This is a genomic window from Reinekea marinisedimentorum (assembly GCF_004341165.1).
In the GTDB taxonomy this organism is placed as follows: domain Bacteria; phylum Pseudomonadota; class Gammaproteobacteria; order Pseudomonadales; family Natronospirillaceae; genus Reinekea; species Reinekea marinisedimentorum.
The window spans coordinates 1-22184 of the sequence record NZ_SLZR01000026.1 but is presented as its reverse complement, the minus strand read 5'-3'; the positions used below and the strand labels follow the sequence as shown (position 1 = coordinate 22184).

Annotated in this window: 15 protein-coding genes; 9 read left to right on the top strand and 6 right to left on the bottom strand. The window is 51.7% G+C overall.

The annotated features are described in order from the left end of the window. Positions 1-54: 54 nt before the first annotated feature. From BCF53_RS17965 to BCF53_RS17955, 3 genes are all read right to left on the bottom strand, one after another. Positions 55-4371: a retention module-containing protein gene (locus tag BCF53_RS17965; protein WP_132703949.1), complete on the bottom strand. Its 4317-nt coding sequence runs from the start codon at positions 4369-4371 to the stop codon at positions 55-57. Positions 4372-4650: 279 nt separating this feature from the next. Next, entirely contained in the window at positions 4651-6531 is a 1881-nt protein-coding gene (locus BCF53_RS17960; protein ID WP_132703947.1) for a bifunctional diguanylate cyclase/phosphodiesterase, read from the bottom strand. 15 nt (positions 6532-6546) lie between these two features. Next, complete coding sequence (locus BCF53_RS17955) at positions 6547-7236, bottom strand: transglutaminase-like cysteine peptidase (RefSeq protein WP_132703945.1); 690 nt, start codon at positions 7234-7236, stop codon at positions 6547-6549. Positions 7237-7490: 254 nt separating this feature from the next. Between BCF53_RS17955 and BCF53_RS17950 the strand changes: the two genes are divergently transcribed. Beyond that, entirely contained in the window at positions 7491-8183 is a 693-nt protein-coding gene (locus BCF53_RS17950; protein ID WP_132703943.1) for an SDR family oxidoreductase, read from the top strand. Here the strand turns inward: BCF53_RS17950 and BCF53_RS17945 are convergent. Next, positions 8169-10307: an HRDC domain-containing protein gene (locus BCF53_RS17945; protein WP_132703941.1), complete on the bottom strand. Its 2139-nt coding sequence runs from the start codon at positions 10305-10307 to the stop codon at positions 8169-8171. The two genes, BCF53_RS17950 and BCF53_RS17945, sit on opposite strands and share 15 nt — an antisense overlap. A 155-nt stretch (positions 10308-10462) precedes the next feature. Here BCF53_RS17945 and cmoA point away from each other — a divergent pair, with 155 nt between their 5' ends. The 8 genes from cmoA to BCF53_RS17905 all read left to right on the top strand — a co-directional run bounded on the left by cmoA (position 10463) and on the right by BCF53_RS17905 (position 20738). Beyond that, on the top strand, positions 10463-11194 hold the full coding sequence (cmoA, locus tag BCF53_RS17940) for a carboxy-S-adenosyl-L-methionine synthase CmoA (protein WP_132703939.1): 732 nt from the start codon (positions 10463-10465) through the stop codon (positions 11192-11194). Continuing rightward, a complete protein-coding gene (gene cmoB / locus BCF53_RS17935) occupies positions 11191-12189 on the top strand; it encodes a tRNA 5-methoxyuridine(34)/uridine 5-oxyacetic acid(34) synthase CmoB (protein ID WP_132703937.1) in 999 nt (332 codons plus the stop codon). The genes cmoA and cmoB overlap by 4 nt, the downstream gene beginning before the upstream one ends. 244 nt (positions 12190-12433) lie before the next feature. Beyond that, positions 12434-13792, top strand: a complete 1359-nt coding sequence (locus BCF53_RS17930) for an ABC transporter substrate-binding protein (protein ID WP_132703935.1) — start codon at positions 12434-12436, stop codon at positions 13790-13792. Between the two features lie 74 nt (positions 13793-13866). Beyond that, positions 13867-14871 carry a carbohydrate ABC transporter permease gene (locus tag BCF53_RS17925; protein ID WP_132703933.1) on the top strand — a complete coding sequence of 335 codons (1005 nt, stop codon included), beginning with the start codon at positions 13867-13869 and terminating at the stop codon, positions 14869-14871. A gap of 10 nt (positions 14872-14881) precedes the next feature. After that, on the top strand, positions 14882-16036 hold the full coding sequence (locus tag BCF53_RS17920; RefSeq protein ID WP_132703931.1) for a carbohydrate ABC transporter permease: 1155 nt from the start codon (positions 14882-14884) through the stop codon (positions 16034-16036). A gap of 62 nt (positions 16037-16098) precedes the next feature. Continuing rightward, positions 16099-18051 (top strand): amylosucrase, encoded by a 1953-nt coding sequence (locus BCF53_RS17915; protein ID WP_132703929.1) that lies wholly within the window; start codon positions 16099-16101, stop codon positions 18049-18051. A 16-nt stretch (positions 18052-18067) separates the two neighbouring features. After that, positions 18068-19663: an alpha-glucosidase gene (locus BCF53_RS17910; protein WP_132703927.1), complete on the top strand. Its 1596-nt coding sequence runs from the start codon at positions 18068-18070 to the stop codon at positions 19661-19663. Between the two features lie 25 nt (positions 19664-19688). Further along, on the top strand, positions 19689-20738 hold the full coding sequence (locus tag BCF53_RS17905; RefSeq protein ID WP_243645866.1) for a LacI family DNA-binding transcriptional regulator: 1050 nt from the start codon (positions 19689-19691) through the stop codon (positions 20736-20738). A gap of 20 nt (positions 20739-20758) precedes the next feature. Here BCF53_RS17905 and rimI read toward each other — a convergent pair whose 3' ends face one another. Together rimI and BCF53_RS17895 are read right to left on the bottom strand one after the other, a co-directional pair. Continuing rightward, on the bottom strand, positions 20759-21196 hold the full coding sequence (gene rimI / locus BCF53_RS17900; protein ID WP_132703925.1) for a ribosomal protein S18-alanine N-acetyltransferase: 438 nt from the start codon (positions 21194-21196) through the stop codon (positions 20759-20761). Continuing rightward, a complete protein-coding gene (locus BCF53_RS17895; RefSeq protein WP_132703923.1) occupies positions 21193-22008 on the bottom strand; it encodes a hypothetical protein in 816 nt (271 codons plus the stop codon). The genes rimI and BCF53_RS17895 overlap by 4 nt, the downstream gene beginning before the upstream one ends. Positions 22009-22184: the final 176 nt, after the last annotated feature.

Sequence of the window (22184 nt, the reverse complement as noted above, 5' to 3'; positions counted from 1 at the left end):
AAAACCTCAGGGGTTAGCCAAGCTAGCCCCTGTGCGCACTAAAAGAAAAGGTGGCTAGCCATCGATGTCAATTTTGCCTTGACTGACAAGATCATTTAACAGTGTATCAGCAGTTGACGTATTGTACCCAGCAGCGTCCCAATCACTCGAGCTCCAGCCCTGCAGAGTAATGGTTTGAGTTTCACCACTGGAGCCGCCATCGGCATTCACCGTGATAATCGTATTTTCGCCATCACTGCTGAAGGCTATGCTCAGATAGTCTTCTATCGTCTCTTCAGATTCGTCAACCAACAGATCGGAAAGGTCTAAAACATCGCCCTCGTCCGGAGTAAAATCGACGACGGTATCAGCTGCACCGTTATCTATGTTGTCGAAATTAAAGGTATCTGCGCCATCGCCACCGGTGAGGAAATCGTTGCCTAAGCCGCCGGTCAAGATGTCGTCACCTGCACCGCCTTCGAGTGTATCGTTACCCTCTCCGCCATACAGGTAATCATTGTCATCACTCCCGGATAGAACGTCATCACCATCACTACCTACGTAACTATTAGAGACATCATTCACCATCACCGTTACCGTTGCAGCGTTGCTTGACAGCCCATCAGCGTCTTCAACCTGATATGTAAATGAGGCTTCACCCGTGTAATCGGATGGGAGGGTAAACACTACATCGTCACCGACAATCTCGACCGTACTTCCTGCCACACTACTGGTCAGGCTCGACTCTATGATTGAGAGGTCTGAATTGGCGCCATCCGGATCATAATCATTCGCAAGCAAATCCGTAACTGGAATGGTAAAGACGGTATCGCCCGGGTTCTGAGCATAGGCTACTTCTGAGGTTACCATCAGCATGCTAAGGAAATAATCGGAAGAATCTTTCGCACTTGCAATTGGGTAACTAGAGTAATCCGTCGCTTCAAATACAACCTCATCAAATGCTTGCCCGTTAGTCTCTATTGTAAACGTGCCTGTGCCCCCAGATGTATTAAAAAACAGGCCACTGGCAACTTCTACGCCATTTAAGTAAACCGTCCACTTACCCTGCTCATGATTACCAGTTCCGCCTTCATTGGCATATAAATTCGTAACGGTAAACTCTGCCGAAGTTGCTGGCGTATCGAGCTCAATCACAATACTTTCAGACTGGCCAGTACTTAAATCATACTGAATCTGGCCTGACGGTCCATAACCAGTATTAGTACTAACCCCAACCTTCCCATTACTGCCATTAATAGTTAATCCCTGCTCTACACCATTAGCGTCCAACGCTGTGATATTGGCATTGCTCCAATCACTGTCTGCAGTCCCACTTCCAAAAACACTTGAAGTTGAGCCAGGATCATCTTCAGCAACGGGTGCTATGCCTTCAATCACGCTGATGTTCAACGTGCCTGTATCACTTAAGCTGCCGTCAGTCACGGTATAGTCCACCGTATCGCTGCCTGTAAAGCCAGTCACTGGCGTATAGGTGTAGCTGCCGTCCGCAGCGATTACGATGGTGCCGCCATTCGTGGTAGTAAAGTTCCCCGCCACAACCTCCAGCGTATCGCCATCTACGTCGTAGTCGTTGGCAATAAGATCGACCGTTGAGGTCAGTGGCGTGTTTTCGGCGGTGATGGCAGTGTCATTTACTGCTGAGGGGGCATCATTCACCGCATCCACCGTGATGTTCAGCTCGGAACCCTCGGTGCTCGTGCCGTCCGTCAGCGTGTAGCTCACTGTCGGAACCGTGCCGTTGTACTCATCCGACGGCGTGAAGCTGTAGCTGCCATCGGCATTGATCGTCAGGCTGCCCACGCCGGCAATGTCGTATGCACTGTCCAGGGTGAACGGGCCGCTTTCTCCGGCAATGCTGAAGCTGGCGACGGTGACGTCGCCATCAACACTGCTGGTGCCACTCAACAAGGTGCCCGTGTGCTCGCCGCTGTCTTCGTCGATGCTCACGGTTTCGTCGGCGTCGCTGAAGCCGTCGGTCACCGCATCCACCGTGATGTTCAGCTCGGAACCCTCGGTGCTCGTGCCGTCCGTCAGCGTGTAGCTCACTGTCGGAACCGTGCCGTTGTACTCATCCGACGGCGTGAAGCTGTAGCTGCCATCGGCATTGATCGTCAGGCTGCCCACGCCGGCAATGTCGTATGCACTGTCCAGGGTGAACGGGCCGCTTTCTCCGGCAATGCTGAAGCTGGCGACGGTGACGTCGCCATCAACACTGCTGGTGCCACTCAACAAGGTGCCCGTGTGCTCGCCGCTGTCTTCGTCGATGCTCACGGTTTCGTCGGCGTCGCTGAAGCCGTCGGTCACCGCATCCACCGTGATGTTCAGCACCCCGCTGTCAGACAAGCTACCGTCGGTCACCGTGTATTCTACGGTGTCGGTGCCCGTAAAGTCAGACGCTGGTGTATAGGTGTAGCTGCCGTCCGTCGCGATCACGATGGTGCCGCCATTCGTGGTGGTAAAGGTGCCCGCCACGACCTCCAGCGTATCGCCATCTACATCGTAGTCGTTGGCATCCAGACCCACCGTTGAGATCAGGGGTGTATCTTCTACCGTGGTTGCCATGTCATCCACTGCAATCGGCGCATCGTTCACCGCGCTCACGTCGGTCTCGGCGCTGTCGCTCGCGGTGGCCCTTCCATCGCTCACTTCAACGGTCGCGGTCAAACCGCTCAGGCTTGTGTCGTCGGCGTTGATCGCCGCTGCACCCGCATCCGTCAACACGATGTTGCCTGTCGGGGCTCCGTTCGCATCGGTTTCCAATTCCAGGTAGCCGTTGCTGTCTTCGGTCAGGGTGTAGCTCAGGCTGTCGCCGTCTGGGTCGCTGCCGCTGAAGGTAAAGGCCACGTCTCCGACGCTCGCGCTGCCTTCGCTGAAGGTCGCCGCCGCGACAACATCGACGGTCGGTGCGTCGTTTGGAATCTCAGTACCGATTGGCGTTCCAGCTTTAACCACTTCGATGCTCAGAGTGCCCGTATCAGACAAGGCACCGTCGGTTACCGTGTAGCCCACCGTGTCTGTGCCGGTAAAATCAGTCGCTGGCGTATAGGTGTAGCTGCCGTCCGGCGCGATAGTGATGGTTCCGCCATTTGTGGTGGTAAATGTTCCGTCTACAACGGTCAGCGTATCACCGTCCACATCGTAGTCGTTGGCATCCAGATCGACTGTTGAGTTCAGTACTGTATTTTCAGCAGCGATGGCGGTGTCATCCAATGCCACCGGCGCGTCGTTCACGTTGGTCAGGCTGATCTCCACCTTCGCGGTATCCGTCGTGCTGCCGTCGCTGACGACAACGTCCAGGGTAAAGTCGCCCAGATCGGCATCGTCGATGTCCTGATTCAGGGTGATCTGACCGCTCGTGGCATCGATGGTAAACACGCCATCGGTCTGTGTGCCGTTCGCAAAGCTGTAGCTTAAGGTGTCGCCATCGGCATCACTGGCGGCGACGCTGCCAACGACCGTGCCGCTGGTGCTACCTTCCGGCAGGCTGCCGAAGTCGTAGGCGTCATCATCGTTTCCGCTGGTTTCGTTGATGAAGTCCGGCGCGTCGTTCACGTTCGTAATCGTGCCGCTCACCGTCGCTGTATGTGTACCACCGTTGCCATCGCTCACGCCGTACTCGAAGCTCACATCGCCGAAGTAGTTCTCCGCTGGGGTGAAGGTAATGTCGCCATTCGCCGCAACGTTCACGATGCCGTTGGTCACGGAGATCGTTTGCTCTTCGCCAGTCAGCTCGATGCCTTCAATATGGGTGATGCTCAGCGCGTCGTTATTCGCATCGGTGTCGTTGCTCAGCATGTCGCTGTTCAGCACCGCGCTGGTCGCTTCTTCGCTGCCATCCAGCAGATGATCGTCCGACGTTGCCACCGGCGCGTCGTTGGAACTCGTGACCGCACCGCTCACCGCGGCATCACTACCGTCGCTATCCGTAATAACAACATCATCCCCGGCCGCAGCAACACCTGTATCAAACCCGGCCTGAGCCAGCGTCGCCTCACCAGTCCGGTCAACCGAGACAATGGTTGCCTGCCCGTCAGAACCAGCCTCACCTGCCGCAGCAGCTTCAAGGATCTCCGTCGGGTCAGCACCCTCTAAAATCGCCTGCTGAATTTGCTCAAGAGTCAGCTCTTCACTGGCTGCCTGTGGGGTCGTTTCAATGACTGCATCTTCGGCTGCACCCACCAGAATCACCTGGCCATTCTCAATGATTTCAACGGATCCACCAGCGGCGGTCATCAATAGCTGGCCGGGCTGGAGCAGATCCCCTTCTAATAAGACTCTGGCCGATCCGTCAGGCGACACGATAAAAGCGGTACCCTGGATTTTCCCCACGGAACCTTCGTGCTGAACGAAATAAGTAGATGATGCAGTCATTGACGCGCCCTCAGATACGGCTGGCTATTTTTTAAGCAAAAAACCATGTGAATTTCATTTATCGTAAAGAAACTGTGAAATACTACTCATTATTTGAACAGCTGTGAACGAATGTAGTACTAAAAGCAGAGCCTAATATTTCATCAATGAATAAAAGATATTAATCACGTCAAATAAACGACGTGATGGTAGGTGGTTTGGAACGCGGCAATGAAACGACAATAAAGTGCCACCGGCAATGAAAGTAAAATTGTTTCAAAATGCCTGCACCCATCAGATTTACTGATCCGTAAAAAAGCCCTGCAGCCCGGCGATGCCAATCTGCCAAAGCCTGTCAGCCTGGGCCTGTTCTTCGACGGCTGTCGCAATGACAGGAATGCCCAGGTTATTGACGGTATTGGTTAAACTTTCCAGCAAGGCTATTGAGTCTGAATCTGTCAATGACAAGCCCGGTGCGGCCTTCACATAAGCCGGCCGCAGGCTTTGCAGATAATCGAGAGAGCGGCCACTGGCACCTACCTGATCAATGCCAATGGAAAAGCCCAGCTGGCGGATCACATTGGCAAAGCTCAATACGGTATCAAACTCTCTGTTCAGGTTGATTTCTGAAACTTCAAACAGCACCTGTTGACGCTGCAGAGCCGGCAGCTTGGTTAATGCAGAAATAAAACCGGTATCCCGCATGGTTGATAACGACAGATTAATCGCAACAGGAATGTCATCGCTTTTGTCGAGCGCTTTATGCAAAACGGCCAAATCGAGCATGGCGCCCAACTCAAACTGTTCAATCACCGGAATAAACAGCCCGGCATGAAGGGAGTGGCCTTCGTTGTCCAATAACGAAGCAAACACTTCCTGGTGCATCTGCCCGCCATGATGGGTTATAACGGGCTGTTTGCGCAGGTGCAGTGCCTGCTGTGCCAGCCGGTCTTTCAGAAACAGCAGCCACTCCTCGGCGGTACGAACGCTATTCTCCGGAAGCAAACTCGGCAGCAATGCACAGCTGCGATTTTTCAATAAGCAGCTGCGAAGCTCATCATCTAACTGGGTGAGCACCTCACCAACCGAAACGTCAGCAGAAATTTCGGCGGCTACCAGAGTTAACTGCAGCTCTTCTTCAATGGCTGCTAAATCTCCATTCAGCGCATCGACCAGTTGCTGCAACTTGGTTTCAGACTTTACTGGCGATGACAATAAAAGCGCGAAGTCTTGCGAAGAAAGACGCCCTAATGAGTAATCGGTGCGCTGTTGCTCAAATTGATCTGCCGCATGGGATGACAGCGCATCAACAACCTGTCGCCAGCTTCGGAAGCCACGGTGCTGGCGAAGAGCCTCCAAATGCTCAATTCTGATAAGCAACAATGTGCCGGGTTGACCGGATTCCATGTAGCCCAAGGCAATGTCTAAAACTGCACGGCGCGTTAACAGGCCTGAATCGGCATCAATGAGTAATCTGTCCTGCAGTACTTCCAGCTGTTTTGCCGTCTCGAAAAAACGCTTTTTCAGAATCCCGGTCAGGTGATTCAACGTTTCAACGACACGCTTAAGCTCCCGGGCACGGGGCAGCGGTATCCGGTAATCAAAGTCTTTTTCTTTAATGGCTTCAGCCTGCAGCTCAATGTGCTCCAGAGGGCGGGTTACCCAGCGCAACCCTATCGACGTGAACACCGCCAACACAATAAAAAGCGCGCCGTAGATCAGCACCAGGTTTGTCGCCAACTGCCAAAGCTGACGATATAAATTACCGGGATGCCCTTCCACGGTGAGCATCGCCACCTCGACCCAACCACTGGTGAGCGGTGCCTGCGTGACCACCGGCGCCATTTCAAACAGGCTGACAAACCACTGTGGCACGCCCTGGGTCAGTTCCGGTTTAGTTTTCGTCAGGTGGGAGTTATCGGCAAAAAACTCGATATCGATTCGTTTTAAAAAGCTTCCATCAAAGGCGGCGGTCACTGTGCTTTCCGTTAATACCGGGTCATAGGGGTTCAGAAACGGCGCTATCCTCATGCCTAAGCTGGTTGCTACCGAATCGGTACTGGCGCGCAGCTGTTGCTCTAAATAGTCGGCGTTTGATCGGAGGTTCAGGCCCATCACTGTCACGAACGACACCAGCAGCGTGACCAAAAGCAACATTAACACCTGACGATAAAGAGTCATTTCTATATTCCTTCGTTATCTCTGCCCGGCTTCACGGGCGAATCTTTGCTGTAAGTCTTGCCACAGACTGAGTCGATCGGAGCTACCGACGTTTTGTCCTTCACCCCGGGCTTTCACCAACCACAGAAAGTCTGCATTAAAGCTGTAGATGGGGAGCAGATCCTGGCGTTGTCCGGAAGGCTTAATGACCGGGTCCAGGTTATCCAGAACCAGGGGCTCAACCCCGCGCCGCGGGTAGTAGGTTAACACCATGTGGTGCTGGTTATAATCAATGGCCTTTACATACATCAACCGGAGTTTATCGGCAGGAAAACCGGCTTCAACCAGGCTGTAGTATTTAGCAATAACAAAATCTTCGCAGTCGCCTGCGCCACGCCCGATAAACTCCATCGGCGTGGCCCAATAGTCTTCCTGCCGCCAAACCACAATGTCATCTGAAAAGAGAAAGGTATTGAAGAAGTCGTTGACCGCTTTCAGTTGCTGCTCCGGCTCATAACCACGAATCTGTTCGATAACTTCAGACCACTGCTCGCCGCGGGCTTGAGCCGGCTGGCCATAGCGTTCGAGCAGGCTGTTGATGAACTGCCTGAAATCCAGTGGGGTGGCCGCATGCAACACTGCGCCAAAGAGAAGTACCGAAAGAAAGACAGCACTGAGCCATTGGGTACATCTTGTTTGAAGAGCCAAAGGCTGCTGTACGTTCATAGTTAGAATTTATTCACTCAACGCGCCCTGTTTGCGCAAGAAACCAGTGACATTGCCTCGTCATTTTATAAACAGCCAAAAAAACATAACTATGAAACAAACCTTAAAAACCTTTACTGATAAGAAAAATTAGCCCGCTCCTATGCGTTTGTCCAGCGACTCTCCTGCCGGCTATTGAATATGAGTGGCCATAGTCGTTAAATGAAATCAGTCTGAATTTCCCATGCAAGGCGAGCTATTTTTAAGGAAGCATTATGCAGCATACCGTTATTACCGGAGCGAATCGGGGCATCGGCCTGGAGTTCACTCGCTACTATCTGAGTATTGGCCATCAGGTTACCGCGACCGTGCGGAACCTGGATACGGCGCAAGAACTCAGCGCTCTTCAAGCAGAGAACAAGCATTTGACTCTCAGGGTTCTGGATATTTCGCAATCCAGTTCAATCGCGGCCTTTACCGAACAACTGGGCAATAAACCCATTGACGTGCTTATCAACAACGCCGGCTATTATGGCCCAAAAGGCTACAGCCTCGGAAACATTGATGTTCACGAGTGGCAAAAGGTTATGCAGATTAATGTGCTGGGGACAATTGAGCTGACTCAGGCATTGTTGAGCAACCTCAAGCGGGCGCAATCACCCGCCAAAATCGCTTTTTTAACCTCAAAAATGGGCAGCATGGGCGATAACAACAGCGGTGGCAGCTATATTTATCGCTCATCGAAAGCCGCACTGAATGCCTGCATAAAGAGTCTGAGCATCGACCTTGCACCCGAGATTCTGGTCGCAGCGCTGCACCCGGGCTGGGTGCAAACCGATATGGGCGGGGCGAACGCACTCATTACCGCACAAGAAAGCGTCGCGGGTCTGGCTAGTGTCATCGACCAATTAAATGAACTAACCACCGGCCAGTTCATTGATTACAGCGGCAAGCTAATCCCCTGGTAAAGCGGCCTTTGGATATTCAGTGGGGTCTATCGCTTCAGCCGCACAGAAATCGCTGACGATGGCAAGAACGCCCTCGCCATAGCGCTCGACGGTCGCTGGACCAATACCCTGCAGCTGCAGCAGCTCATTGGAAGAGCCCGGTAAGTGGCAAACAATCTGCACAAGTGCCTTTTGCTGCAACACGGTATAGACCGGCGCGCCGTTTTCATCAGCGGTATCTTTGCGCCATTGGCGTAACTGCTCAAACAGCGCCGGAAAGGGAACGTCAGCTTCGGTCAGTGCGGGTGCTTTCGGCTTTTTCACGGCCTTCTTTGCCAAGAGCAATGAGGCTTCGGCTCTGGCTTTCAGCAACAGCGCGGGCTCAAACCCCGAGGCTAACTGGGTAAAAACTGCCAGCTTGAGCTGAACACGCTCCTGCAGCTTATCTACGATTTGGCGCAGCCGTTTCTCATCTGCTTTATTGTCGGCTTCAAAGTGAAACGCTTCTACCTGATTAAACAACGGCTGCAACTGCGCAATAAAATAACCACCGGCCTTTTTCAACCGTTCAGACAGCGCTTCATTTTCAGCGGCGATCCCCTCGGCACAATAGGACTGCAGCTGGGGCTGAAACTTTCCGGCGACTATGGCGACCTTCTGTTCAAACTCGGCCACCTGCGCTGTCAGTTGCTCCGCCGGTAGGTTGGCGATCAGGTTTGCAATGCGGTTTTGGCTATTCAACCAGCGCTTCAACAGCGATACCTCTTCGCTGAAATCAAAGCAGTCCGCCAGTAGCTGATACTGATACAGGCGCTTCGCTTCTTGCACCTGAGCCTGGTTTGGTGCTTTCGCTTCGAGATCGGCATCAAACTGCAGCAGCGCGTCATCGGCTGAATAATTCGGCGCAGAAACACGACTCGATAACACCAGCCCTTCCAGAGAACGACAACGGCTCAAGGCCACATAGGTCTGCCCGGTGGTAAACGCCTCCTGCGCATCGACAATGGCACGATCGAACGTCAGCCCCTGACTCTTGTGAATGGTAATGGCCCACGCCAGCCTCAGCGGTATTTGCGTGAAGCTGCCGGTCACATTGGCTTCCACCTCTTTGGTCTGCTCGTTGATTCGGTACTGGGTGTTCTCCCAGGTAACCGGTTCGATACGAATCCGCTGATCATCTTCTTCGCAGTAAACCGTCACCGCGCCGGCATCAAACGATTCAACCACCCCTATCTTGCCGTTGTAATAGAGCCTTTCCTCCGAGCCATCATTGCGGGTAAACATGACCCGGGCACCCGGCTTCAGTTCAAGCTGGAAATCCACCGGATAGATGCTTTCCGAAAAGTCGCCATCCACCACAGCTACGTACTTCCTTGACTCGCCGGTAAGCCGACCGAGGTTCTGCCGGTTGATCACATCGGCCTTGCGGTTGTGGGTAGTCAGGGTGATGTAGCGCTCCACCTGCTCAATTTGCTCAACGGGCTGATAACGCTCATTCAGGGCACTGAGCACATCCGGCGTCCAGCGTTCTTCGCGTACGGCATTGAGCAGCGCAATAAACTGCTCTTCGGATTGGCGGTACACCTTTTTAAGCTCAATGCCGGTATAGCCGCAGCGCTGCAACGCCAGGCTGCTGAAAAAATACGGGCTGGCATAATGTGCCTGCAGCAGTGACCATCCATCCGGCTTCACCACCGGCGGCAACTGATGCAAATCTCCAATCAACAGCAGCTGCACACCACCAAAAGGCAGACGCCCATTTCTGAAGCGCCGCAGCACGGCGTCAACGCCGTCGAGCATATCGGCGCGCACCATACTGATTTCATCAATGACCAGCAGGTCGAGGCTGCGGATAATGTTGATTTTATCTTTGGAGAACCGATAGATCGGCTGCTGGCTTTGCTCCGGCAATATAGGCCCGAACGGCAGCTGAAAAAACGAATGCAGGGTTACCCCACCCGCGTTCAGTGCTGCGACGCCGGTAGGTGCGGTGACGATCATCCGCTTGCTGGAATGCTCCCGCAACTCGTGCAGAAAGGTGGTTTTACCGGTGCCAGCTTTTCCGGTCAGGAACAGGTGCGTGCCGGTCTGTTCGATAAAATCTCTGGCCAGTTCCAGCTCAGGGTTCGTTTGTGGTTGGGTCATGGAATGTCTCCTCCTTAAGACAAGTTACAGCATACCCTACCAAACATTAAGCTGCCGTGACTTTAGACTCACCGATGAGCCAACTTATACTGTGCTCACACTGGCGATTCTGAGCGCGAAAAGTACAATAGCCGCAAAATTAAACAGGCAGCCCCATGAGCCAGGAAACCGACACCATCTACTCAACGGTTCAAACCGCGGTAGCAGATTTCAAATTCGACGACAAAGTCGCCAACGTCTTCCCAGACATGATCAAGCGATCCGTTCCGGGTTACAGCCATATTGTCGCCAACATCGGCATACTGGCCGAGCAATACGCCCAGCCCAACAGCCGCGTTTACGATCTTGGCTGCTCACTGGGCGCCGCCACCGTCGCCATGCGCCACCGAATACATGCACCGGGTGTGAAAATTATCGCTGTGGATAACTCTGAGGCCATGCTTGAACGCAGCGCCCAGTTTCTCGATGCCGAAGACTCGCCCACCCCGGTGGAAACCAAATGCGCCGACATTACCGAACTGGACATCCGCCAGTGCAGCTTCGCCGTTCTGAATTTCACCCTGCAGTTCATTGCCCCGGAAAAACGGCTGCAAACCATTCAGCGTATTTACGACGGCATGCTGCCGGGCGCTGCGCTGGTGCTTTCCGAGAAACTTCGCTTCGATGACCCCACGCAGGAAAAGCTGCTCGCCGAGCACCACCATGATTTCAAGCGCGCCAACGGCTACAGCGACCTGGAAGTCAGCCAGAAGCGGCAGGCCATTGAACGGGTTTTACTGCCGGAAACCGCCGATGATCACCTGAACCGCCTGAAAGCGGCCGGCTTCTCTATTGCCAGCCAGTGGTTCCAATCTTTTAACTTTGCGTCCTTTATTGCCATCAAATGATCGATTACCAGCCCTTTATCCAGCACATCACGAACACCCGCCTCGACCACTGGGTTGCGCCACTGAGCCAACAGCTCGACGAGCTCTGGGCCAACCTCAACGATGGCAACCTGCCGCGCATGCTGAAGCACTGGCAAAGCCTGCCGGAACTGGCTCTGCACGAGGCCGTTCTTGCCGACATCGTTCAGCTCAAAGGCGATACCTCTCGCGAGCAACACGAGCAGCTGCATGCCGCGCTGAAAGGCCTGATGCCCTGGCGCAAAGGCCCGTTTGACTTCTTTGGTATCGATATCGATTCCGAGTGGCGCTGCGACCTGAAGTGGAACCGGGTATCGCAGCACATCAGCAGCCTGGTTGGCCGTCACGTACTGGATGTCGGCAGCGGTAACGGCTATTACGGCTGGCGGATGAAAGCCGCTGGTGCAGCAACGGTTGCCGGCATTGATCCATCGTGGCTCTCGGTTGTACAACACATGGCGGTAAATAAGTACATTCAGGATGCCAGCCATACCGTGCTGCCCTTCACGCTCGAAGGCATGACGCAGAACCTGGAAGCCTTCGATACCGTCTTCTCCATGGGCGTGCTCTACCACCGCCGCTCACCGCTCGATCACCTGTTTGAACTGCGCGGTGCTCTGCGCCCGGGCGGCGAACTGGTGCTCGAAACCATCGTCATCGACGGTGAAGAAGGCGAATCTCTGGTGCCTATCGGGCGCTATGCGCGCATGAACAATGTCTGGTTCTTACCTTCTGCCCCGACCCTTGCGCAATGGCTCGACAAGATGGGCTTTGTGGATATCCGTATCGTTGACCAAAGTGAAACCACCACGCAGGAGCAGCGTCATTCCCAGTGGAAGCCCGGCACCAGCCTCGCGGATTATCTGGACCCTAACGACCCAACCCGCACCATCGAAGGCCACCCAGCACCTATCCGCGCCACCCTGATCGCCACCAAACCGGAAAACCAGCGGCTCAAGCGCTACTCGCTCGACTGACACCCCTGGCCCGGCTTAGATCACATCAAACTTGGCAGAGCCAACCCAAAGGCTCTGCCATGCGACCTAACAGCAAATACCTTCTTAAACGATTAAGAAAAGGTAATTTCCAGCACATTTCTTATAAAAAATGAATCTATGAAAAGGCAGGCAATTTCTTCTTAATCGTTTAAGCTTTACGTGTGAAGTACATACCAAAAAAACTTCCTGCAGGAAGCCCCATAAAAACAAGAAGGTAAACAACATGACAACCAAGTTTAAAAAGCTCTCTATTGCCGTTGCTCTATCGACCGCTCTGACAGGCACCGCCTTTAGTGATGGTCACATGGTCGCAAAGGGCACCGGTGGTTACAGCTGGGACTCTCTCGACAAATTTGAAAACATGGATTTATCGGGTGTTACCGTCACGGTCACCGGCCCTTGGCTGGCTCCGGAGAACGGTATCTTCACCAGCATTATGAGTTATTTCGAAGAAGCCACCGGTGCCGATGTTCAGTACACCGGCTCTGACAGCTTTGAACAGCAAATCGTTATCGATACTCAGGCCAAAACACCACCCAATGTGGCGATCTTCCCACAGCCGGGTCTGGCAGCAGATTTAGCCTCTCGCGGCCTACTGTCCCCAGTTTCAAGCAATGTGAAGAACGCGGTTCTGAACAACTATGCCGCAGCCCAATCCTGGGTAGACCTGGCGACCTATAAAGACAACAAAGGTAAAGACCAATTCTACGGCGTGTTCTTCCGGGTCGATCTGAAAAGCCTGGTCTGGTATTCGCCGGATAACTTCGATGACTACGGCTACGACGTGCCGGAAACGATGGAAGACCTGCTCGCACTTTCCGATCAAATGGTTAAAGACGGCAACACCCCCTGGTGTATCGGTTTGGGTTCCGGTGCTGCCACCGGCTGGCCGGCAACCGACTGGGTTGAAGACATTATGCTGAGAACCCAAACCCCTGAAGATTACGACAAATGGGTGACCAACGAACTGAAGTTTGACGATCCTAAAGTGGTTGAAGCCATTGAAACCTTCGGCAAATTTGCACGCAATGACGACTACGTTCAGGGTGGCGCAACCGCCGTCGGGACCACCGACTTCCGTGACAGCCCTAAAGACCTGTTCACTGTTCCTGCTAAGTGCTTCATGCACCGTCAAGCCAGCTTTATTCCAGCCTTCTTCCCTGAAGATATCGTTGTTGGTGAAGATGCCGACTTCTTCTACTTCCCGGCATTTGAAAGCAAAGACTTAGGCAAACCGGTACTGGGCGCTGGCACCGTGGTGACTGTGACCAAGGCGAACAAGGGCACCGAAGCGCTGCTTGAATATCTGACAACACCGCTGGCACATGAGCTGTGGATGGCCAAAGGCGGCTTCTTAAGCCCGCAAAAAGACGCCAAGGTTGAACTGTACAAAGACGAAACTTTGCAGCGTCAGGGTGAAATTCTGCTGAACGCGACAACCTTCCGCTTCGATGGCTCCGACCTGATGCCGGGTGCAATCGGCGCTGGCTCTTTCTGGACCGGCATGGTCGATTATGTCGACGGCAAGAGTGCAGATGCCGTTGCTAAAGACATCCAGAAAAGTTGGGACGCGATCAAGTAATCGCTCACCCAAAATAACAGGCCACTGTTCGGTGGCCTGATTCAAAAAAACAAGAATTATCAGGAGATATCAACGTGTTTGAGCAAATCTCAGGGGCTCTCCTTGCCATTACATTAGCCATTGGCGGAAGCGTTTTATTCTACGTTGGCCTAAACGTTCTGATTGATAAAGCATTTGCATCAGATGGTCTGCCTGCAATAAAACAGATGAAGCGCGACAAACAACGTGAAGCGCTTCGTCCTTGGATCTTTATAGGTCCGGCACTGCTGTTTCTATTTGTTTTCCTGGTCTACCCGGTTTTGAAATCGATACAACTTTCGTTCTTTGGCCGCGAGGGTGATGAGTTTGTCGGTTTTGCCAATTACATCTGGGCTATCCATAGTGACGGCTTTCAGTCTTCCATTATTAACAACCTGCTGTGGCTGTTAATTGTGCCAACCCTGGCCACCGCATTCGGACTCATTATTGCCTACCTGACTGACCGCATCTGGTGGGGGCAAATCGCGCGCACACTGATCTTCCTGCCTATGGCAATTTCATTCGTCGGCGCTTCTATTATCTGGAAATTCGTTTACGATTTTCGTGCGGCCGGCACCGAGCAAATTGGTATTCTTAACGCCATCGTCGTCGCCTTTGGCGGGGAACCGCAGTCCTGGATATCCCTGCCCTTCTGGAACAACATTTTCTTAATGATCATTCTCATCTGGATTCAAACAGGTTTCGCGATGGTGATTTTAGGTGCAGCGATTCGTGGCGTTCCGGAAGACACCATAGAAGCTTCCACAATGGATGGTGCTAACGAATTCCAAATCTTTTTCAAAATTGTCATGCCGCAAATCTGGCCCACCATTGTCGTGGTTTGGACCACCATCACCATTCTGGTATTGAAGGTTTTCGATATCGTTTACGCCATGACCAATGGCCAGTGGAACACTCAGGTGTTAGCCAACCTGATGTACAACGAAATGTTCCGCAACGCCAATTCGGGCACAGCCAGTACCGTCGCCGTTATTCTGATGATCGCGGTTCTGCCGGTGATGATTTACAACATTAAATCCGCCAAAGATTCCGCGCAATAGGAGCCAGCTGATGTCTATTGAATCTACAAAGTCAAAAGGTACCCTGTTTACCAAACATGTGTCCGTCTTGTTTCTGGTTTTGCTCTGGACGCTGCCTACTCTGGGCCTGCTGGTCAGTTCCGTGCGCGATAAGGATCAACTCAGTCTAAGTGGATGGTGGTCTTCGCTGACCGCCAGCGAGCAGCAGAATGTGCAACGCTTGCCGAAGGCCGATACTCAAGCAGCGGATGGCGCTGGCTTTATTATAGAAACCAACCTGTTTGGCGAAGGCACTAAAAACCAAATTCGCAGCTGGGGGTTTCGCGCTACCGAGATTGAGCAGTACAAGCCCGGCGAAACTGCCGAGGTTGATAACGGCGAGACCATCACTGTTTATGAAAACGGCAGGGTTGAATGGCGTTCCGACAGTGAATTTACTCACTCCCGGTCGCCAAGGGTGTTCTTCAATGCCAACATTCCACCGCGTTTCACCTTCGATAACTACCGTGAAGTGTTAACTTCGGAAGGTGTCGGGCGAGCCTTTATCAACACACTTACGGTTACACTACCGGCGACCTTTATTCCCATTTTAATTGCAGCCTTTGCTGCTTACGCGCTGGCCTGGATGGAGTTTAAAGGCCGTATGTTTTTCCTCGCCATGATCATCGGTCTGATTGTTGTGCCACTGCAAATGAGCCTGATTCCTGTATTGCAGATCTTCTCCCAAATTGGGCAGATAGTCGGCATACCCTCTAAGAGTTACCTGACGGTTTGGCTCGCTCATACCGGCTTTGGTTTACCGCTGGCGATCTACCTGTTGCGTAACTACATGGCAAGTTTACCAAAGGACATTATCGAATCGGCCTACATGGATGGCGCTACCCACTTCCAGATTTTTGTGAAGATGATTCTGCCGCTGTCGCTACCGGCGCTGGCATCTTTCGCTATTTTCCAGTTCCTGTGGGTTTGGAATGATCTGCTGGTCGCAGCAGTGTTCCTTGGCCAGGGTGAAGGAAAAACAGTGATGACTCAGCAGCTGATTGAACTGTTAGGCTCTCGCGGCGACAACTGGGAAATTCTGACCAGCGGCGCATTTATTTCTATTGCTGTGCCCATCATCGTCTTCCTGTCGATGCAACGTTACTTTGTCCGCGGCCTGCTGGCAGGCTCGGTAAAAGGTGGTTGAGATAAAAGAATAGGCTGCGGGCAACCGCGGCCTCTCAGACAACAATAATTAGAGTACCGAATATGACATTGGGTAAGAATAATGAACACCCGGCCTTGCTTGCGCTTGAAAGAATCTGGCCGGACGTTGACGCTCAATACAGCAGCCATAGACACAGTCACCGACTGGTCGATTTTAAAGCCGCACTGGTGCAGGACCTGCCTGCACTGTTCGATTGCCTTTATGATCTCTACCAGAATCACTGGGATTTCTACTATCAGCTAAAAAGCCTGGTAATGCTCGCTGCCAACCACTGGTTTGCAACGGCCAAAGACCAAAGGCCGTATAGCTGGGCCTCGGCCTGCTGGATTGAAGACGAACGCAACGTCGGCTTCAGCGCTTACGTTGATCTTTTCGCCGGAAACCTCAATGGCCTGGAGAAAAAAATACCTTACCTGAAAAACCTGGGCATTAACTATATCCACCTGATGCCCTTCTTCGAGACCGGCGAAGGTGACAGCGATGGCGGCTATGCGGTCAAGGACTATGGCAACGTAAACCCTCGCGTCGGTACGTTAGAAGATCTACATTCTGTTGCGGAAAAACTTCATCAAAATGACATCCGCCTGGTACTTGATTTTGTCTTTAATCACACATCCGATCAGCATGATTGGGTGGTGAAAGCAAAGTCTGGCGATCAATTTTATCAGCAGTTTTACTGGCTCTTCGACAACCCGGAAGAAAAGAACCAATATGCGCACAACTTACGTGACATCTTTCCGGATAAACGTCTGGGCTGCTTCAGTTGGTGCGAAGAGTTGCAATGCGATGTGTGGACAACCTTCAATGATTTTCAATGGGACCTAAACTACTGCAATCCAAATGTGTTCTATGCCATGTGTGGCGAAATGATGAAGCTTGCAAATGCTGGCGCTGACGTAATTCGCCTCGACGCTCTGGCATTTACCTGGAAAGAGCCCGGTACCAGTTGTGAAAACCTGCCCAAGGCTCACCGCCTGATCCAGGCGTTCAATGCCTTTTTACGCATATCGGCACCAAATATTTTATTCAAATCAGAAGCTATCGTGGCGCCTGATGATGTGGTTGAATATATCTCGGAAGATGAGTGTGCCTTATCGTACAACCCCAATATGATGGCATTGATCTGGGAAGCTCTGGCAACACGCGAAACCAAGCTACTGATTGAAGGCAGTCGCTATCGCACCCAGTTACCGGAGCACACCGTTTGGGTGAATTACCTGCGCTGTCATGATGATATCGGCTGGGCATTTGCCGATCAGGACTCCTGGGATGTCAGTATTAATCCTCATCACCACCGAAGCTTTCTCAACCAGTTCTACACCGGAAAATTCGAAGGCAGTTTCAGTACCGGGCTCCCCTTTCAGGAGAACCCGTTCAACGGTGACTGTCGCATTTGCGGTACGATGGCATCGCTGTGTGGCCTGGAACTTGGCTTTGCTCAGCAAAACCCGATACTGACAGACCATGCCTACAAGCGCATGCTGGTGATCAACGGTGTACTGCTGGCCTTTAAAGGTATTCCGCTGATTTACGCCGGTGATGAGCAGGCAATGCTGAACGACTACAGTTTTCAGCAACACCCTGCGCATCATAACGATCAAAGATGGGTACACCGAATTCCGTTCAACAAAATAAATTCACAACTTTCTGCCGAGCAGCAACACCAGTCTGAAGAGTTTTACACCAGCATGAAAGAGCTGATCAGGCTGCGTAAAACACACGCAGTATTCGGTGCCGGCGATATTACAATTTACCGCCAGATTCACCCTCATCTGTTTGTCTTTTCAAGAAGCACAGATACTGAAGTTGTCTACATCCTGGCAAACTTTTCTGAGCATCAGTTTTCAATTCATCATGACCAGCTGGATTCTTTGAATCTATCTCCCAAGGCAGTCGATCTGATTAACAATGGCGAGTTCAGCACAGCAGGCATTTTACAATTTGGTCCGTACCAAATGAACTGGCTCTACCAAGAAAAATCAAAACAGATTTAATTTAACCGGAGGTTATATGCAAAACAACGACTGGTGGCGGGGCGCGGTAATCTATCAGATTTACCCGCGAAGCTTTAAAGACAGTAACGGTGACGGCATCGGAGATTTAAAAGGTGTTATCTCGAAGCTAGACTACTTAGCCAACCTGAATATTGATGCCATCTGGTTATCGCCGTTCTTTACTTCACCAATGAAAGACTTTGGTTACGACATTTCAGACTACAAAGATGTAGACCCTATGTTCGGTACATTGTCAGACTTCAAAGAACTGATCGATAAAGCCCATGCAAAAAACCTGAAGGTTATTATTGACCAGGTGTACTCGCATACATCCGACCAGCATGCCTGGTTTAAAGAAAGCCGCAAAGACAAGACTAACGACAAAGCCGACTGGTATATCTGGGCAGAAGCTAAGCCAGATGGCACACCACCGAACAACTGGTTATCCCTTTTTGGGGGTTCCGCCTGGCAATGGGATACCGCGCGCCAGCAATATTACATGCACAACTTTTTAACCAGCCAGCCGGATATAAACTTCCACTGTGTTGCAGCACAGGATGCCATTTTGGATACCGCTAAATTCTGGCTCGAACTGGGCGTAGATGGCTTCCGTCTCGATGTTGTGAACATGTACTTCCACGATGTCGAGCTGACTGACAACGGCGTGGCTGACAGCCCTGAAAAGCAGTTTGTGGGTGTCGACCCGGCGAATCCTTTTTCCAAACAGTTCCACATTCACCAGATGTGCCGTGACGATAATTTAGAATTCTTAAAGCGTTTGCGTAAGCTTTTGAACAACTACCCCGGCTCTACCACGGTCGGAGAAATTGGTGCGCCCGACGGCATGAGCTACATGGCGCAATATACCGAGGGCGGCGATAAGCTGCATATGGCTTACACCTTTGAATTACTGAATGATCGGTGTGAACCCGACTATATCCGCAACACATTGAAAAGAGTTAACGAGAAACTCAGCGATGGCTGGCCATGCTTTTCTTTAAGCAACCACGACACCGTTCGCAGTGCGACCCGCTGGACCAGAAACTGCAGTAACCCCGAAGAAAAAATTAAAGCCATGCTGGCGCTGTTGCTAACCCAGCGCGGTACACCCTGCATCTATCAGGGTGAGGAACTTGGTTTACCAGAAGCCAACGTAGCCTTTGAAGATCTGCAGGATCCATTCGGCATCGAATTCTGGCCTGAATTCAAAGGCCGCGATGGTTGCCGTACACCGATGGCTTGGGAAAACAAAAGCGACTTAGGCTTCAGCAACAGTGGCAACAGTTGGTTACCACCGGAAGCCGCTCACCAGGCTCTATCCGCTGCGTCTCAGGATGGCGTTAAAAGCTCAACACTTGAATTTACCCGAGAGTTTATTGCATTCAGAAAACAGCACAGCGCCTTAATTTCTGGCAAACTTGAGTGGCTATCGAACGGCGGTGACTGCCTGATTTATCAACGTCAAAATGACAATGAAAAAATCATCGTCGCCATTAACTTCGGTGAACAAGCTTTCGACTTAGGCAGTTATGCGGGGAGTGAAATTATTTGGGGAGAACTGAGCAGCGGAAAAATTAATCCCTACCAGATCGTAATTTTTAAAACCGAATAGTTTTTAAAATAAAGAAGGGCCAGCTTTGTCTACAGGACCAACAAACAAAAAGATGACGGTTAAGTCGGTTGCAGAAATCCTTGGGGTATCAACTGCGACGGTGTCTAACGCCTTTAACCGTCCTGACCAGCTTTCTGCCGGGTTACGCGAGCGCATTATCAGTGAGAGTGCGCTGCTGGGCTATTATGGCCCGAACCCAGCCGCACGCAGCTTGCGTACCGGGGCAACCGGCGTTGTTGGTATCATGCTGGCAGAGCACCTGGCCTACAACTTTACAGACCCCTGTGCCATTGAGTTTCTGCAGGGCGTGGCCGAAGTTTTAGATAAAGCGCAGGTCAATATGCTCCTGATGCCCGGCAGGCAGGAGTTCTACAAAGAGAAATCTTTAGAAGCCATTCCGGAAAGATACATTCTTTATGGACCACCACGGGATTTGGAAATACTTCAACGAATAGAGACTCAAAGAAAACCCGTCGTGACTGTTGATTTCAGCCTGCCAAGCCACCTGTCCGTGAATGTTGATAACTACGGCGGCGCTTCGGCGGCGGCTAAACACATACTGGAACAGACGACCGGCGCTATCGCTGTTATCGGCATCCGCCTTTGTGATTCCGGAAAACTTCAGACGATGGAGAACCAGGAGCTTAATGACAAATCACTCTCCGTTTCCTGTCAGCGTTTAGATGCGTATCTCTGTGCGGCTAATGAAGCAGGTCGGCCCATATCGTTAGACCGTGTCTGGTCTACTGATGAAAGCACCTGGATGCATGGCGTAGAAGCGGCTGAAAGAATATTGTCGACCGAGCCAAGGCCGGAAGGCCTGCTTTGTATGTCTGATCAATTCGCACTCGCGGCTTTATCCGTTGCCAGAAGCATGAACATTCGAGTACCGGAAGAACTAAAAATTGTTGGCTTTGATGGCACACCGGAGTCGAAAAGATATCACCCGGAACTCACAACCGTTTATCAGCCCAGCCTCGAAAAAGGCCGGCTGGCAGCGAAAATGGTATTGAACCCGAACGACTATGAAAGTTTGGTTCTTCCCACTGAATTAATGATCAGAGAGTCCAGCTAAGATAATTTAAACAGGAATGTTCAGCACAGTGTTTTTTGCATGAGCAGTGCGTTGTACTTTACCCCGGCTATAACGTAGTAGTTTTTACGCACACCAATTTTCGTATATCCCAGTTTTTCATAAAGACGAAGAGCCGCTTCATTGCCTTCACGGACCTCCAAAAATACTTGTTTTACTTCCCTTTGGGCCAGGTACTGATGCCAGCTATACAATGCTTCAGTGGCTCTGCCAGACTTTCGATAGTCAGCCCCGATAACGACTTGCAGCAGCTCGGCTTCATCCAGAATGATCTTTTCTGCAATAAAGCCAATTGGCTGCCCTCCCTCTACCACCAACATAAGCTGCTGTTGGTTTATACAGTGTGCAATGGCTGAATCAGGCAGAAGTGAGTCGTCAGAGCTTTGAGCAATAGCAACAATCAGGGCGGTATCGCGCTCGGTGGCTGGTTGTAACGTCATTGTTTGTGCAGGAAGGGAGAGGTCTGAATCTCATGCCAGGCCCGGGCTTTCAAAGCCGGTTCATCCATCATTTTATACAAAGAAGGAAGTATTAGACGTTCCGTACTGTCATTGATTCTGCCTGTTAGCGGCCAGCTATTCAGTTTTGGCAGCACGCCTCCGAAGACCAACAGCTTGCTGGTTTCGTGTTTTTCTTTCAGGTGATCGATAACCCCTGAAACATACTGCCGGGCGGCATCGACGCCCTGATCTGCGCTGGCATTACTAAAGAACGGCCAGGAAATAGTATGATGATACTCCAAAGGACTTAATTGCCCCTCAATGGCCTTAACTATGTTACCCGCCAAAGAGATTGCCTGATCCTGATAGAGTGCATGATCGTCAATCAATGAACTCGCCACTAACCAGTCGCCAAATACGTAAAGACCCAGACCGAAACGAACAGGCCTGGCCTGTGGTACTTTTTGTTTTTGTTTTTGTTTTTGATTTGGTTTTTGCACTTCAGCTTTGGGCTGTTGGGCTACTTTCTTTTGCTGAGCGGCTTCTGGGTTTTCAGAAACTGCCTGATTGACGCTGGAGCCTTCTGCCGCCTGATGAGCATGAAGCCTGGCAACGACTGCAACATCTTCTTCACTGTCTAAATCATCTGAGAGTTGCAGCGGCGGCAGAGAATTAGCCAAAACAGCACGCGGGAACCAGGGCTGAATACCCATAGACTCCAGATAGTCACTTTTTAGTTGCTGCTTAGATTCCACAAGGTTGCCATGCATGGTTAAACGATTGGGTGCGATTTTATCAGATAGATCATTCACAGGCTGCAGCTTTCTGAACTCATGTTTATGCGGGCGAGACGCCCGCGTTCCGGAGTAGCTGCGCTGTTGTGTGACGGTCGGTGGACCGCGGGCGTCTCGCCCGCTCTTTGCCTTACCATCCCTTTGCTCTCATTCCCGCAGGCAATAAAAAACCCCAGCAGAGCGCTCTGCTGAGG